The 13,651-nt window shown below is 72.8% G+C and carries 10 protein-coding genes and 1 pseudogene; 5 read left to right on the forward strand and 6 right to left on the reverse strand.

Annotation, left to right across the window (positions count from 1 at the left end; genetic code table 11):
* The first annotated feature begins 45 nt into the window (after window positions 1-45).
* From xylB to R2B67_RS03900, 4 genes are all read left to right on the forward strand, one after another.
* Entirely contained in the window at window positions 46-1,527 is a 1,482-nt protein-coding gene (gene xylB, locus R2B67_RS03885; RefSeq protein ID WP_317816447.1) for a xylulokinase, read from the forward strand.
* Between the two features lie 70 nt (window positions 1,528-1,597).
* A complete protein-coding gene (locus R2B67_RS03890; RefSeq protein WP_317816448.1) occupies window positions 1,598-2,878 on the forward strand; it encodes a VWA domain-containing protein in 1,281 nt (426 codons plus the stop codon).
* Entirely contained in the window at window positions 2,878-3,714 is an 837-nt protein-coding gene (locus R2B67_RS03895) for a hypothetical protein (protein WP_317816449.1), read from the forward strand. Before R2B67_RS03890 ends, R2B67_RS03895 begins: the two co-directional genes overlap by 1 nt.
* An 80-nt stretch (window positions 3,715-3,794) precedes the next feature.
* Window positions 3,795-5,375, forward strand: coding sequence for an aspartate:alanine exchanger family transporter (locus tag R2B67_RS03900; protein WP_317816450.1), 1,581 nt, complete (start codon window positions 3,795-3,797; stop codon window positions 5,373-5,375).
* A gap of 27 nt (window positions 5,376-5,402) precedes the next feature.
* On the opposite strand, the gene R2B67_RS03905 is transcribed toward R2B67_RS03900, so the two are convergent.
* Complete coding sequence (locus R2B67_RS03905; protein ID WP_317816451.1) at window positions 5,403-5,618, reverse strand: DUF6243 family protein; 216 nt, start codon at window positions 5,616-5,618, stop codon at window positions 5,403-5,405.
* 149 nt (window positions 5,619-5,767) lie between these two features.
* Window positions 5,768-6,270 (reverse strand): annotated as a pseudogene (locus R2B67_RS03910) (GNAT family N-acetyltransferase).
* A 221-nt stretch (window positions 6,271-6,491) separates the two neighbouring features.
* Between R2B67_RS03910 and R2B67_RS03915 the strand changes: the two are divergent.
* Window positions 6,492-7,859 (forward strand): cytochrome P450, encoded by a 1,368-nt coding sequence (locus tag R2B67_RS03915; RefSeq protein WP_317816452.1) that lies wholly within the window; start codon window positions 6,492-6,494, stop codon window positions 7,857-7,859.
* 48 nt (window positions 7,860-7,907) lie between these two features.
* On the opposite strand, the gene R2B67_RS03920 is transcribed toward R2B67_RS03915, so the two are convergent.
* Genes R2B67_RS03920 through R2B67_RS03935 form a run of 4 tightly spaced genes read right to left on the reverse strand, consistent with a single transcriptional unit; the run spans window position 7,908 to window position 13,621 of the window.
* Window positions 7,908-8,882, reverse strand: coding sequence for an ABC transporter substrate-binding protein (locus R2B67_RS03920; protein WP_317816453.1), 975 nt, complete (start codon window positions 8,880-8,882; stop codon window positions 7,908-7,910).
* Window position 8,883: 1 nt separating this feature from the next.
* The gene (locus tag R2B67_RS03925; protein WP_317816454.1) at window positions 8,884-10,869 is read right to left on the reverse strand and encodes an ABC transporter permease; all 1,986 of its coding nucleotides are present in this window, start codon (window positions 10,867-10,869) and stop codon (window positions 8,884-8,886) included.
* Window positions 10,869-12,011 (reverse strand): quaternary amine ABC transporter ATP-binding protein, encoded by a 1,143-nt coding sequence (locus tag R2B67_RS03930; RefSeq protein ID WP_317816455.1) that lies wholly within the window; start codon window positions 12,009-12,011, stop codon window positions 10,869-10,871. Before R2B67_RS03930 ends, R2B67_RS03925 begins: the two co-directional genes overlap by 1 nt.
* Entirely contained in the window at window positions 12,008-13,621 is a 1,614-nt protein-coding gene (locus tag R2B67_RS03935) for a GMC family oxidoreductase (RefSeq protein WP_317816456.1), read from the reverse strand. The genes R2B67_RS03930 and R2B67_RS03935 overlap by 4 nt, the downstream gene beginning before the upstream one ends.
* Window positions 13,622-13,651: the final 30 nt, after the last annotated feature.

Genomic DNA, 13,651 nt, shown 5'->3' on the forward strand with positions numbered 1-13,651 from the left:
GGTACAGCCGAATGAGCCCGATCCACCCTGCGAAAGAGGCCGCCCATGTCGTCACGTACCGTCGTCATCGGCGTGGACAGCTCCACCCAGTCCACCAAGGCCGCCGTGATCGACGCCGTGACCGGCGAGCAGCTCGCGGTGGGACGCGCCCCCCACGTCGTGACCGGGGAGGCCGGCGCCCGGGAGAGCGATCCGGAGGTCTGGTGGCGGGCGCTGGGCGACGCGGTGGCGGCCGGGCTGAAGGAGTCGGGCCTGCCCGCCCGCGCGGTGACCGGGATCGCGGTGGCCGGGCAGCAGCACGGGCTCGTCGTGCTCGACCGCTCGGGGCGTCCGCTGCGGCCCGCGCTGCTCTGGAACGACACCCGCTCCGCACCGCAGGCCAACGCTCTCACCGCCTCGCTCGGCGGTCCGGACGCGTGGACCGCGCGGACCGGTTCCGTACCGGTCGCCTCGATCACCGCCTCCAAGTGGCAGTGGCTGCGGGAGATGGACCCGGACGCGGCGAAGGGGGCCGTAGGCGTGCGGCTGCCGCACGACTTCCTCACCGAGCGCCTCGCGGGCGTCGCGGCGACCGATCCCGGCGACGCCTCCGGCACCGGCTGGTACGCCACCGCGACCGGCGCCTACGACCCCGAACTGCTGGACCTCCTCGGCCTGGACCCGTCCCTCCTCCCCGAGGTCGCGCCCACCGGGGCCACCCGCATCGGGTCGCTCACCGACGCGGCGGCCGAGGCGCTGGGGCTGCCCGCCGGGATCGCGGTCGCGGCGGGGACCGGCGACAACATGAGCGCGGCCGTGGGCCTCGGCCTCGGCGGCGCCGGGCTGCTGGACCACCCGGTCCTCTCCCTCGGCACCTCGGGCGTGGTCTTCGCCGCCTCCCGCACCCGCTCCACCGCCCCGGCGCTCTCCGGGTTCGCCGCCGCCGACGGTACGTACCTCCCGCTGGCCTGCACCCTCAACTGCACGCTCGCCGTGGACAAGGTCGCCTCCCTCCTCGGCCTGCACCGCGAGGACACGGCCCCCGGCGGCGAAGCCGTACTCCTCCCGTACCTCGACGGCGAGCGCACCCCCGACCTGCCCACCGCCTCCGGGCTCCTCACCGGTCTGCGCCACGACACCACCCCGCAGCAACTCCTCGGCGCCGCCTACGAAGGCGCGGCCGTCACCGTCCTGCGGGCCCTGGACACGCTGCTACGGGCCTGCGGCCTGGACCCGGACGCCCCCGAGGTCGCCGCCCGCCCGCTGCGGCTGATCGGCGGCGGCGCGCAGGGGCGGAGCTGGGTGGAGACGGTGCGCCGGCTCTCCGGCCGCCCGGTCGTCATCCCGGCGGGCGGCGAACTGGTCGCCCTGGGCGCGGCCGCGCTCGCCGCGTCGGCTGCGGGCGGCGGGGACCCGGTGGCGCTGGCGACCTCCTGGGGCGCCGGTGATACGGGGAGTCAACTCGACGCGGTGGAAAGGGATTTGGAGACCTGGCAGCGGGTCACCTCGGTGCTGGACCGGGCCTCGGAGCCGCTGCTCGGCGGCTGACGGATGAGCCGGGGACGGCCGCCGACGGCCCCGGTTGGGAATACGAACTGATTTTCCATAAGATCCGGCGATGATCACAAGAAATCGGCTGACGACCGGGGTGTGCATAGCGCTCGCCACCCTGGCCGCCGGGCTCGGCTCCGTGCTCCCCGCAGCCGCCGACGGACCACCGGCCACCCCCGCCCCCAAGGTCGAACTCGTCCTCGACGTCAGCGGCTCCATGCGTACCCGCGACATCGACGGCCAGTCCCGGATGAACGCCGCCAAGCAGGCGTTCAACGACGTCCTGGACGCGGTGCCCGAAGAGGTCCACCTCGGCATCCGCACGCTCGGCGCCGACTACCCGGGCGACGACCGCAAGGTGGGCTGCAAGGACACCAAGCAGCTCTACCCGGTCGGCCCGCTGGACCGCACCGAGGCCAAGACCGCCGTCGCCACCCTCGCCCCCACCGGCTGGACCCCGATCGGCCCGGCGCTGCTCGGCGCGGCCGACGACCTCGAAGGCGGCGAGGCGACCCGCCGGATCGTCCTCATCACGGACGGCGAGGACACCTGCGGCCCGCTCGACCCGTGCGAGGTGGCCCGCGAGATCGCCGCGCGCGGCACCCATCTGGTCATCGACACCCTCGGCCTGGTGCCCAACGCCAAGATCCGCCAGCAGCTCACCTGCATCGCCGAGGCCACCGGCGGCACGTACACCGCCGTCCAGCACAAGGACGACCTCTCCCGCCGCGTGAAGCAGTTGGTGGACCGGGCGGCCGAGCCGGTCGTGACCCCGGTCGCCACCGAAGGCGCGGCCAGCTGCTCCGCCGCGCCCGCGCTGAAGCCGGGCCTCTACACCGACCGCCAGGTGATCGGCGAGCACCGCTGGTACCGCGTCGACGTGCTGCCCGGCCAGGAGCTGCGCGCCTCGGCGAGCGTGGCGGCGGACCGCGCCGTCGACAACGACTACGGCGTGCTGCTGCGCGCGGTGACGGACACCGGACGCGAGATCGTCCGGGGCGAGGCGTCCGGCACCGGACGTACGGATGTGATCTCGTCCGGCCTGCGCTACCCGAAGGCCGAGGTCGAGGACGGCGACAACGGCAGCGGCAAGCCCGCCGCCGAGACCGTCTGCCTCCAGCTCTCCCACGCCTTCTCCGCGCCCGCCTCGGTGAAGCGGACGCCCGGTCTGCCGGTCGAGCTGACCGTGGACCTGGTGGACGGACCCGACCAGGCGTCCGACGTGGCGGCCTTCGGCCTCGGCCGCGGCTGGTGGCTGCTCGGCGTCCTCGTGCTGACCGGACTGGTCGCGGGGCTGCTGTTCGGCTGGATCTCGCGCTGGCGCATCGCCGTATGGAGGACCAACTGATGGTGACGACGACTTCCCGCCGCGCCCGTGGCGTGCGGCGCGCGTTCGCCGGGGCGCTGCTCGCCGGGCTGACCCTGTTCACCTCGGCGGGCACGGCCGTGGCCGACGACCCGTCGGCGAGCGCGAGCCCCGGCGACGAGGGCCCCGGGCCCACCGAGGCCGGCACCACGTTCCGTACGGCGACCGCGCTCCAGCAGGGGCAGAGCGGCACCGCGCAGGCGTCGGCGGGCGACTACCTGTACTGGGTGTTCCCGGCCGACGCCGGACAGCGGGCCACCGTGAAGGCGACGGTGAAGCTCCCGGAGGGCGAGGTGAAGCGCTCGGGCTCCACCTGGCAGATCGACGTGTACGACGGGCTGCGCCGCCGCCAGGCGTGCCAGTACGGCCACCAGACCCGGAAGGCGGCGGCCGACGCGTCGGCGGTCGAGCTCTCCTGTGTGCTGCGCACCGTACGGTCCTGGTCCGAGCCGTGGGCGAACGACCCGCTGCCCGGCAGCTACTACGTGCGGCTGACGGTGGTGAACCTCCCGGCCGACGAGCTCGGGCTGCCGTTCGAGACCGAGGTGCGGGCCGACGTGGTGGACGCCGGCGGCGCCCACCACGTGGACGGCGCGCTCGCGGAGCCGCTGGTGCCGGGCATCTCGGTGACGGGCGCGTCGGGGGCCCCGCAGGCCCGGACAGCCGCTGAGCCGGAGGACGGCTGGGCGTCGGGCTGGTGGACGACCCGCTGGCTGTGGACGGTCGGCGGCGGTGTGCTCGCCGCGCTCGCGGCCGTGTTCGGCTACACGCTGACGCGGGGCCGGGGCCGCCCGGCGCATGTGCCGCACAACGTCTGACAGCTCTGAGATCAGGTGGCGGCCTCCCCGCACCTCGAAGATCCTGAACGGGTTCGCTTCGAGACGGGGAGGCACCGCCGGTGTGGCAGTTCTTCGCGGACAACCCGTGGGTGACCGTGTTCGCGGTGATCACGCTCGGCGCGCTGCTCGGCATGGTCCGCTTCGGCCCGGTACGGCTGGGGGCGGCCGGTGTCCTCTTCGTCGGCCTCCTCGTGGGGGCGCTGGACGAGGACATCGCCGCCGCCGTGCCCGCCGGGGTCTCGGCGCTGGGCCTCGCCCTGTACGTCTACACGGTCGGCCTGGAGTCGGGCCCCGCCTTCTTCCGTGAACTGCGCGGCCAGCTCCCGGTGATGGCCGGGGCCGTGGTGGCCCTGGCGGTCACGGCGGTGGTGGTGGGCTTCGTCGGGCACGCCTGGTTCGGCATCAGCGGCCCGTTCCTCGCGGGCGGGTACGCGGGCATCGGCACGACGACCCCGGGCCTGGCCGCCGCCCAGGACGCCTCGGCGGATCCGACGCAGCCCGCCGTCGGGTACGCCATCGGCTATCCGCTGGCCGTGGTGATCACGATCCTCTTCGTCTCGGCCATCGCGGCCCGCCGCACCTGGACCGCCCGCCGGGACCCCGACTCGGGCCTCCCCGCCACGCTCGTCACCCGTACGGTCGAGGTGGCCCGGGAAACCCGCTGGCCCGACGTCCCCGGGGTCCCCGCGCACCGGGTGCTGGCCAGTGAGTACCGCCCCCACGGCGGGGTCACCCGGGTGGCCAGGGAGCTGGACCGCCTCTCCCCCGGCGACCAGGTCGTCCTGGTGGGCGGCGAGGTGGACGTACGGGCGGCGACGGAGGCGCTCGGCTCGCTCGCCCCGCGCCACCTGCTGGACGACCGCAGCGCGGTGGACTACCGGCGGGTCCTGCTCACCAACCCCGACCTGGCCGGGCACACGGTCGCCGAACTGGGCCTCGGCGAGAAGTACGGGGCCGTGGTCAGCCGGGTCCGCCGCGGCGACTTCGACATGCTCGCCCACGACGACCTGCTGCTCCAGCTCGACGACCGGGTCCGGGTGGTGATGCCGCGCGAGCGGACGAGCGAGGTCACCACCTACCTTGGCGACACGGAGGCGAAGGTCAGCGAGGTGAGCGCTGTCAGCCTGGGCCTCGGCCTCACCCTGGGGTTCCTGATCGGCATCCCCTCCCTCACCCTGGGCTCCACCACCCTGGCCCTGGGCACGGGCGCCGGCCCGCTGGTGATGGGCATGATCCTGGGCTGGCGCCGCCGCACGGGCCCCCTCGTCTGGACCCTGCCGACCCGGGCCAACCTGACCCTGCGCCAGATCGGCCTGCTGCTCTTCCTCGCCGTGGTGGGGCTCACCTCGGGCTACTCGTTCCGCGAGAACGCCTTCTCGCTCTTCGGCCTGAAGCTGGTGGCCGTGCTGGCGATCGGCGCGGTGGTGAGCTACTCCCTGCTGGTGCTGATCACCAAGGGGCTGGGCCAGAGCCGGGAGCGGACGATGGGGCTGCTGTCGGGCTATGTGGGCAACCCGGCGATCGTCGCGTACGCCAACAGCCGGGCGAGCGACAGCCGGATCAACAACGGCTACTCGACGCTGTTCGCGCTGGCCATCCTGGTCAAGATCGTCTGCATCCAGCTGATCGTGGGGCTCTGAGCGAGCAGGCGATCACCGGCTCACGGGTCAGCTCTGCGCGGTGTCGTCGTCCGTCCGCCCGGCGCTCCCGGCCGTGCCCGCCTTCTCGCGCATCTTGCGGACCAGCTCCGCCTTGCGGTCGGCGGCGTTCTGGCGGTCGAGGTTGCGGTGCGGGCCGTTGTTCTGCCGTTCCGCGCGGGACTGCCGCTTGCGCTGGCCGCCGCCCTGGCCGACGGGGTTGTTGATGTTCTTGCTGTCGGTCATGGGTTCTCCCGGTTGATGGTGTGCGGTGACCTACGGATGCGACGCCGGAGGGCGTCAGCAGGGGCCCATCACGCTCTCACTCGTCCATCGGCGCCTGGAGGAACACGGGAAAGACGTTACCTGGTCCCCGGGGACCGCTCCGACCGCCCTCACCGCAGCCGTACGCTCAGCTGGGCGCCCAGCTCCCGGTAGCCCAGCGCCGCCGCGACCCGGCGGGAGGCGGCCGGCCGGGCCCGCCACTGCGGGAGCAGTCCGGCGGCGAGGGCGTGGGCGGTGGCCTCGGACGCCACCTGCCGGGCGAGGCCACGGCCCCGCGCGTCCGGTGCGGTCAGGACGCAGAGGTGGGCGGTGTCGCGCGGCCAGAGGGCGTAGCCGGCGGCGGCGAGGACCCGCGCGCCCCGTCCCGTACGACGAAGACCGGTGAGGTGATCTCCTGGCCGCTCAGGGCGGTCCGTACGGAATCCGCGGCCGGAGCCGTGGGCGCGGTGATCAGGGCCGCCTCGCCGATGGTCACCACGCCCACCCAGGACGGCGGCGCCAGGGTCGAGTCCGGGGCGACACACACCCCGGGAGTTCCGAAGGCCGCGTCCGGTGCGGCTGCCAGCTCCTGCCACAGCGCTCGGGCGCGGCCCGCCGTTGCATCGATCGACATGGCGGAATTGTCACATGAAGAGGAAAAACCGCAGTCATCTTCTGTTCGAATCTGGTGGCCGCTGCGACTACGCTCGACAACTCGCGTACTCCACAAGGCTGCTGACGGATTCCGGCCACGCCGGTCCGGCGCCCTGGCGGAGTGCCGGCCTCATCGCGTTCGATGAAGTGCGAACGATCGCGCGCCGCCCGTGGCGCGCCCCAGGGAGCGGAGTCCTTTCGATGTCCACGCAGACCGGCCCGGCGCTCGACACCCCGTCGCGCGGCCGTGAGTTCGTACCGGGCCCCAACGGGCTGCCGCTGCTCGGGAACCTGCCGCAGTTCGGGAAGAACCCCCTCGCCTTCTTCGAACTCCTGCGGGGCCGCGGGGACATGGTGCGGTGGAGGTTCGGGCGCAACCGGTGTGTGTTCATCTCCGATCCGGATTGCATAGGCGAGCTGCTCACCGAGACCGAGCGCACCTTCGACCAGCCCGCGCTCGGTGTCGCGTTCCGGGCGGTGCTGGGCAACGGGCTCATCGTGGCGCGGGGCCGGGACTGGCGGCGTAAACGGTCGCTGGTGCAGCCCTCGGTGCGGCCCAAGCAGGTCAAGTCGTACGCGGCCACCATGGCGTCCTCCGCGGTGGAGCTGGCCGACGCCTGGTCGGACGGTCAACGCGTCGACATCAAGCGGGAGATGGCGGCCCTGACGCAGAAGATCGCGGTGCGCACCATCTTCGGCGTGGACACCCCGGCGGACTCCGAGGCGATGGGCCGGGCGATGGATGTGGCCCAGCTGGAGATCGGCAAGGAGTTCGCCGGGATCGGGGCGCTGCTGCCCGACTGGGTGCCGACGCCCGGCCGGGCGCGGATCAAGAAGGCCGCCGCCGTCATCGACTCCGAGGTGGGGAGGGTGGTGGCCCGGCACCGCGACGGGGAGACCGAACGGCCCGACCTGCTCAGCCGGTTGCTCACCGCGGTCGACGAGAGCGGCGAGCGGCTCAGCGACGAGGAGATCCGCGACGAGACGGTCACCCTGTACATCGGCGGCCATGAGACGACCAGCTCGACTTTGGTGTGGGCCTGGTACCTGCTCTCCCGCAACCCGCGGGTGCGGGCCGCGCTCACCGAGGAGCTGGACCGGGTGCTCGGCGACCGGGAGCCGGGTTTCGAGGACTACGCCCAACTCACGTACGCCCAGGCCGTGGTGAAGGAGACTCTGCGGCTGTTCCCGACGATCTGGCTGATCACGGGGGTGGCGAAGGAGGGGGCCCGGCTCGGCGGTCAGCCGATCGAGGAGGGGACCCGGGTGTGGTCCAGCCAGTGGTCCACGCACCGGGACGCGCGGTGGTTCCCCGAGCCGGAGGAGTTCCGGCCGGAGCGCTGGGACCCGGAGGACGGTGACGAGATCCATGAGTACGCGTGGTTCCCGTTCGGCGGCGGGCCCCGGGTCTGCCTGGGGACCCGGTTCGCGATGGTCGAGTCGGTGCTCATCCTGGCCGTGCTGGCCCGGCGCTTCGAGCTGGACGTCGAGCCCGGCGTCATCGAGCCCGTACCGAGCCTGACGCTTCAGCCGGACCGGGATGTGCTGGCGACGGTGCGGGCGCGGTAGCCGGTCCGGTGGGCGCCCGGCTCCCTGACGGAGCCGGGCGCCGGGTCCTCAGCTACCGGGAAGCCACTTCTTCCAGACGTCCGGGTGGCGGTCGATCCAGCGCTTCGCCGCCTCCTCCGGGGTGAGCCGCTGGGAAGCGATCATCTCGGAGACCTCGTTCTGGTCCTTCTCCGACCACTGGAACTTCTTCAGGAACGCGGCCGCGTCGCCGCCGCGCTCCACGAAGTCCGCGTTGAGGAACTTCTGCAACGGCGTCGTCGGGTAGGCGCAGTCGATGTCCTTCGGGTCCTTGGCCGCGCACTCGTCCGTGTACTCGGGGAGCTTCACCTCGACCATCGGCACCTCGTTGAACAGCCACTGCGGCTGGTACCAGTAGCTGAGGAAGGGCTTCTTCTCCTTGGCGAACTGCTGGATCTGGGTGATCTGGGCCGCCTCGGAGCCGGCGAAGACCACCTTGTAGTCCAGGTCCAGGTTCTTCACCAGGGCCACGTCGTTGGTGACGTAGGACGGCGAGCCGTCCATGAGCTGGCCCTTGCCGCCGCTCTCGGCGGTCTGCAGTTCCTTCGCGTACTTGTTGAGGTTCTTCCAGTCCGTGACGTCCGGGTTCTTGTCGGCCCAGTACTTCGGCACGTACCAGCCGATGTGGCCGGTGACCCCGAGGTCCCCGCCACGGACGATGGTCTTCTTCTCGTCGACGTACAGCTTCTCCTGGTCCGGGTGGCCCCAGTCCTCCAGGATCGCGTCCACGCGGCCCTGGCTGAGGGCGTCCCAGGCGGGGACCTCGTCGGTCTGGACGAGGTCGACGCGGTAGCCGAGCTCGTCCTTGAGGAGCTGCTCGGCCACGGCGACGTTCGCCTGGGCGCCGACCCAGGACTGGACGGAGAGGGTGACCGTCTTGACCCCGGCGGGGGCGGCGAACGGGGAGGACTGCTCGGTCATGTCGGCGGCGCCGCAGCCCGCCGTGGTGAGCAGGGCGGTGGCCGAGGCGAGCGCCACGAGCAGGCGCGTGCGGGAGCGGTTCATCTCAGCTCTCCTGTCGCTGGCGGCGGGCGGTGGGCTGGGTGACCCGGTCGAGCATCAGGCCGAGGCAGACGATCGCGGCTCCGGCGACGAGCCCGGTGGCCAGGTCGCCCTGGGCGAGGCCGAGGACGACCTCGTAACCGAGCGCGCCCGATCCGACGAGTCCGCCGATGATGACGACGGCGAGGACCAGGACGACCGCCTGGTTGACGGCGAGCAGCAGGGAGGGCCTGGCCAGGGGTAGTTGGACCTGGCGGAGCTGCTGGCCGGTGGTGGCGCCGAGCGAGCGGGCGCACTCCATCGCCGCCGGGTCGACGCCGCGCAGGCCCTGGGTGGTGATGCGGACCACGGCGGGCAGCGCGTAGACGATGGCGGCCGCCGCTGCGGGGGCGCGGCCGACGCCGAAGAGGGCGACGACGGGGATCAGGTAGACGAACTGCGGCATGGTCTGGAAGACGTCCAGGACCGGTCGCAGCAGCCGTTCCAGGCGCTCGCTGCGGGCCGCACCGATCGCGATGCCGAAGCCCAGGACCAGGGTGACCGCCACGGCGGCGAGGACCTGGCTGAGGGTGTCCATCGACGGCTCCCACACACCGAGGACACCGATCGCGGCCATGGCGAGGACGGCGGTGGCGGCGGTGCGCCAGGTGCCGATGGTCCAGGCGAGGGCGGCGACGATGAGCAGCACCGACCACCAGGGCAGCCCGGTGAGTCCGCTGCGCAGCGGGTTGAGGACGCCGCTGGTGAAGTGGGAGGCCAGGTCGGCGGTGCCGCCGACGACCGGCACGCCGGTGTAGAGGTGGTCGACCATCCAGTCCTTGGCGGTGTTCACCGGTCCGGCGATCGCCACGGTGACGTCCTCGGGCCAGACCCGGCCGTCGGTGAGCCGTCCGACGAGGGCGACGGCGGCGGTGGCCACGGCGGCCAGGGTCCAGCCGCGCCAGCCCCGGAGGAAGGCCGGGCCGGTGGGCTCGGCGCCGATGCGGCGGCCGGCGGCCTCAGTCGTACGGTCCAGGACGACGGCCAGGAGCACGATCGGGATACCGGCGGCGAGGGCGGCACCCACGTCGACGGAGGAGAGTGCCTGGTAGACCCGGTCGCCGAGGCCGCCGGCGCCGATCACCGAGGCGATGACGGCCATGGAGAGCGCCATCATGATGGTCTGGTTGAGGCCGAGGAGCAGCTCCTTGCGGGCCAGCGGCAGCCGGGCCGTGAGGAGCCGCTGCCGTCCGGTCGCGCCGAGCGAGGCGACGGCCTCCATGACGCCGCTGTCCGCGCCGCGCAGGCCGAGCGCGGTGAGCCGCGCCATCGGCGGAGCCGCGTAGACGACGGTGGCGAGGACCGCTCCCGGGACGCCGATGCCGAAGACCAGGACGACGGGGAGCAGATAGGCGAAGGCGGGCAGCACCTGCATGGTGTCGAGCACGGGGCGCAGCACGCGGAACGTGCGGTCGGAGAGTCCGGCGGCCAGACCGAGGAGCAGGCCGAGGACGACGGAGGCGAGGACGGCCACCACCATCAGGGCGAGCGTCTGCATGGTCGGCACCCACATGCCGAGCAGCCCGCAGGCCAGGAACGACACGGCCGCGGTCAGGGCGAGCCTGATGCCGGCGACGCGCCAAGCTACGGCGGCGGCAAGCACGGTGACACCGGCCCAGCCGAGGGCCAGGAGCACCAGGTAGACGGCGCGTACGGAGAGCACGACGGCGTTGCTGATGTGGCCGAAGAAGTAGAGGAAGAGCGGGTGGTTGTCCCGGTTGGAGACGATCCAGTCGGTGACACTGCCGAGCGGCCCGGACAGGTCGGCGGTGAGCGCGTCCGGCCAGATGCCGCCGCCCCAGCGGCTGTGCGCGAGGGGGACGAGGATGACGGCGGCGAGCGCGAGGAGCAGGAGCTTCGCGGCGGCCGGGCGTTCGCGGAGGGCGGCCAGCGGTCCCCGGCGCGCGCCCGCTTGCGCGGGGCGGACCGGGGTGGCCTGGGCGGTGGCCATCAGACGGTCACCGCGCGGGGGCCGTCCGGAGCGTCGGGGGCGGTCGCCTTGCCGGGGGCGGTCGCCGTGCCGGGATCGGTCGTGCCGGCCACGACGTCCAGCAGGCACGCCTGGTCGACGACGCCGACGAGCCGGCCGCCGTCCATCACCCGGGCGGCGGGGTCGCCGGAGCGGGAGACCGCCTCGATGGCCTCGGACACCGTGGCGCCGGGGCGTACGGCCGGGCCGCGTTCGCTCTCCCCGGCGAGCGCGGGGCGCATCGCGGTGGCGACGGTGAGGACCTGCTCGCGCGGCACGTCGCGGACGAACTCGCGTACGTAGTCGTTCGCGGGCGAGCCCACGATCTCCTCGGGCGTGCCGAGCTGGACGATCCCTCCGTCGCGCATGAGCGCGATCCGGGTGCCCAGGCGCAGCGCCTCGCTGAGGTCGTGGGTGATGAAGACCATGGTGCGGCCCTCCTCGCGGTGCAGCCGGACCACCTCGTCCTGCATCTCGCGGCGGATGAGCGGGTCCAGCGCGCTGAACGGCTCGTCGAAGAGGAGGACGGAGGGGTCGACGGCGAGTGCGCGGGCCAGGCCGACGCGCTGCTGCTGGCCGCCGGAGAGCTGGGACGGGCGGCGGTCCTCCAGACCGGCCAGGCCGACCTTCTCGACCAACTCGGCCGCCTTGGCGCGGCGTTCGGTCTTGCTGAGGCCCTGGATCTCCAGGCCGTAGGCCACGTTGTCCAGCACCGTGCGGTGCGGCAGCAGTCCGAAGTGCTGGAAGACCATCGCGGCGCGGTGGCGGCGCAGTTCGCGCAGCCGGGAGCGGTCCATCGCGAGGACGTCCTCGCCGTCGATGGCGAGGGTGCCGCTGGTGGGCTCGATCAGCCGGGTCAGACAGCGTACGAGGGTCGACTTGCCGGAGCCCGACAGGCCCATGACGACGAAGACTTCACCCTTGCGGACGTCGAACGACACATCGCGTACGGCGGCGGTGCAGCCGGTGGCCTCGCGCAGTTCGGCGGGCGGGAGGGAGGCGTGCTCGCTGCCGGGGATGCGGTCGGCCTTGGGGCCGAAGACCTTCCAGAGGTTGCGTACGGAGAACACGGCGTTCTCGTCGGTGGCCTGAACTGCGGCCTCGGTGGCCTGGGTTGCGGTCATCGGACATCACCTCCGGTGCTGGTACCGGTGACCGGCACGGCGTCACGCGCCTGGTCGCCGAGGAGTTCGGCGCACTTCTCGCCGACCATCAGGACTCCGATCATCGGGTTGACGGCGGGCATGGTCGGGAAGACGGACGCGTCGGCGATCCGGATGGACTCAAGGCCACGGATGCGCAACTGCGGGTCCACGACGGCCTCGTGGTCGTCGGCGGCGCCCATCCTGCAGGTGCCCGCCGGGTGGTAGACGGTGTGGGCGACCTTGCGTGCGTACTCGCTGATCTCCTCGTCCGAGGTGATCTCGGGGCCGGGGCAGACCTCGCGCTTCAGCCAGTGGGCGAGCGGTTCGGTGGCCGCGATCCGACGGGCGAGCTTGATGCCGTCGACGAGGGTGCGGCCGTCGTGGTCGTCCTCGTCGGTGAAGTAGCGGAAGTCCAGGGCCGGCTTGACCTCGGGGTCGGCGCTCGTGAGGTAGAGGCGGCCCCGGCTGCGCGGCTTGGGGATGTTCGGCGTCATCGACACCCCGTGCTCGGGCTTCTCGTAGCCGAGCCGCTCCGGGTTGTCGGTGAACGGGATCTGGTAGAAGTGGAACATCAGGTCCGGGCCCCGCGATCCGGGGTCGCGGCGGACGAAGAGTCCCGCGTCGGAGTCCATCGCGGAGTTCTCCGGGATGGGTCCGTCGGTCTCCCAGACGATGACGGACTCGGGGTGGTCGAGCAGGTTCCCGCCGACGCCCGGCAGGTCGTGGCGCACCTCGATGCCCAGCGCCTCCAGGTCCTCGCGCGGGCCGACCCCGGAGTGCAGCAGCAGGCGCGGGGTGTCCACCGCGCCCGCGCAGACGATGACCTCACGGGCCGCTCGCAGCAGGATCTCCTCGCCGTCCGTCGTCCGGACGTGTACGCCGGTGGCGCGGGTGCCGTCGAACTCCAGGCGGTACGCCCATGTCTCCAGCAGGATGCGGAGGTTGGGGCGGTCACCGGCCTCGATGTGCGGGTGGAGGTAGGCGACCGAGGCGGAGGAGCGCTTGTTGTTCTCCGGGTGGTAGGCCAGGTCGAAGAAGCCGACGCCCTCGTGGAACGGCTTGCTGTTGAAGCTGTCCACGCGAGGGACCCCGGCCGCCGCCTGGGCGGCGTCGACGAAGTCGCGGGCGATGGCGTTGCGGTCCTTCTCGTCCACGGGCACGATGTTGTTGCGCAGCTTGGCGAAGTACGGGTCCATCGCGGCCGCGCCCCAGCCCTCGGCGCCCGCCTCGGCCCACTCGTCCCAGTCGCCGGGCAGCGGCTTGAAGCTGATGAGGGTGTTGTGCGAGGAGCAGCCGCCGAGGACCCGGGCCCGGCTGTGCCGGATGTGGGAGTTGCCGCGCGGCTGTTCGGTGGTGGGGTAGTCGTAGTCGAGGTCGCCGCCGAGCAGGCCGAGCCAGCGGCGCAGGGTCAGCACGTCGTCGCGGTCGATGTCGGTGGGGCCGCCCTCGATGACCGTGACGGTGGTGTCCGGGTCCTCGGTGAGCCGGGAGGCGATGACCGATCCGGCTGTGCCGCCGCCGACGATCACGTAGTCGGCCACGGGGCCGTCGGGGTCGGGGACTGCGGTGCTGCGGGGGGTGGGAGGCATCGGTCACTGCTCCTTCTGCAAGGTTCGTGC

The sequence above is a fragment of the Streptomyces cyaneofuscatus genome, assembly GCF_033109485.1.
Classification (GTDB): domain Bacteria; phylum Actinomycetota; class Actinomycetes; order Streptomycetales; family Streptomycetaceae; genus Streptomyces; species Streptomyces cyaneofuscatus.

Coding starts and splice junctions, on each gene's coding strand:
- xylB (WP_317816447.1), top strand. CDS start 46: ATGTCGTCACGTACCGTCGTCATCGGCGTGGACAGCTCCACCCAGTCC.
- R2B67_RS03890 (WP_317816448.1), top strand. CDS start 1,598: ATGATCACAAGAAATCGGCTGACGACCGGGGTGTGCATAGCGCTCGCC.
- R2B67_RS03895 (WP_317816449.1), top strand. CDS start 2,878: ATGGTGACGACGACTTCCCGCCGCGCCCGTGGCGTGCGGCGCGCGTTC.
- R2B67_RS03905 (WP_317816451.1), bottom strand. CDS start 5,618: ATGACCGACAGCAAGAACATCAACAACCCCGTCGGCCAGGGCGGCGGC.
- R2B67_RS03915 (WP_317816452.1), top strand. CDS start 6,492: ATGTCCACGCAGACCGGCCCGGCGCTCGACACCCCGTCGCGCGGCCGT.
- R2B67_RS03920 (WP_317816453.1), bottom strand. CDS start 8,882: ATGAACCGCTCCCGCACGCGCCTGCTCGTGGCGCTCGCCTCGGCCACC.
- R2B67_RS03925 (WP_317816454.1), bottom strand. CDS start 10,869: ATGGCCACCGCCCAGGCCACCCCGGTCCGCCCCGCGCAAGCGGGCGCG.
- R2B67_RS03930 (WP_317816455.1), bottom strand. CDS start 12,011: ATGACCGCAACCCAGGCCACCGAGGCCGCAGTTCAGGCCACCGACGAG.
- R2B67_RS03935 (WP_317816456.1), bottom strand. CDS start 13,621: ATGCCTCCCACCCCCCGCAGCACCGCAGTCCCCGACCCCGACGGCCCC.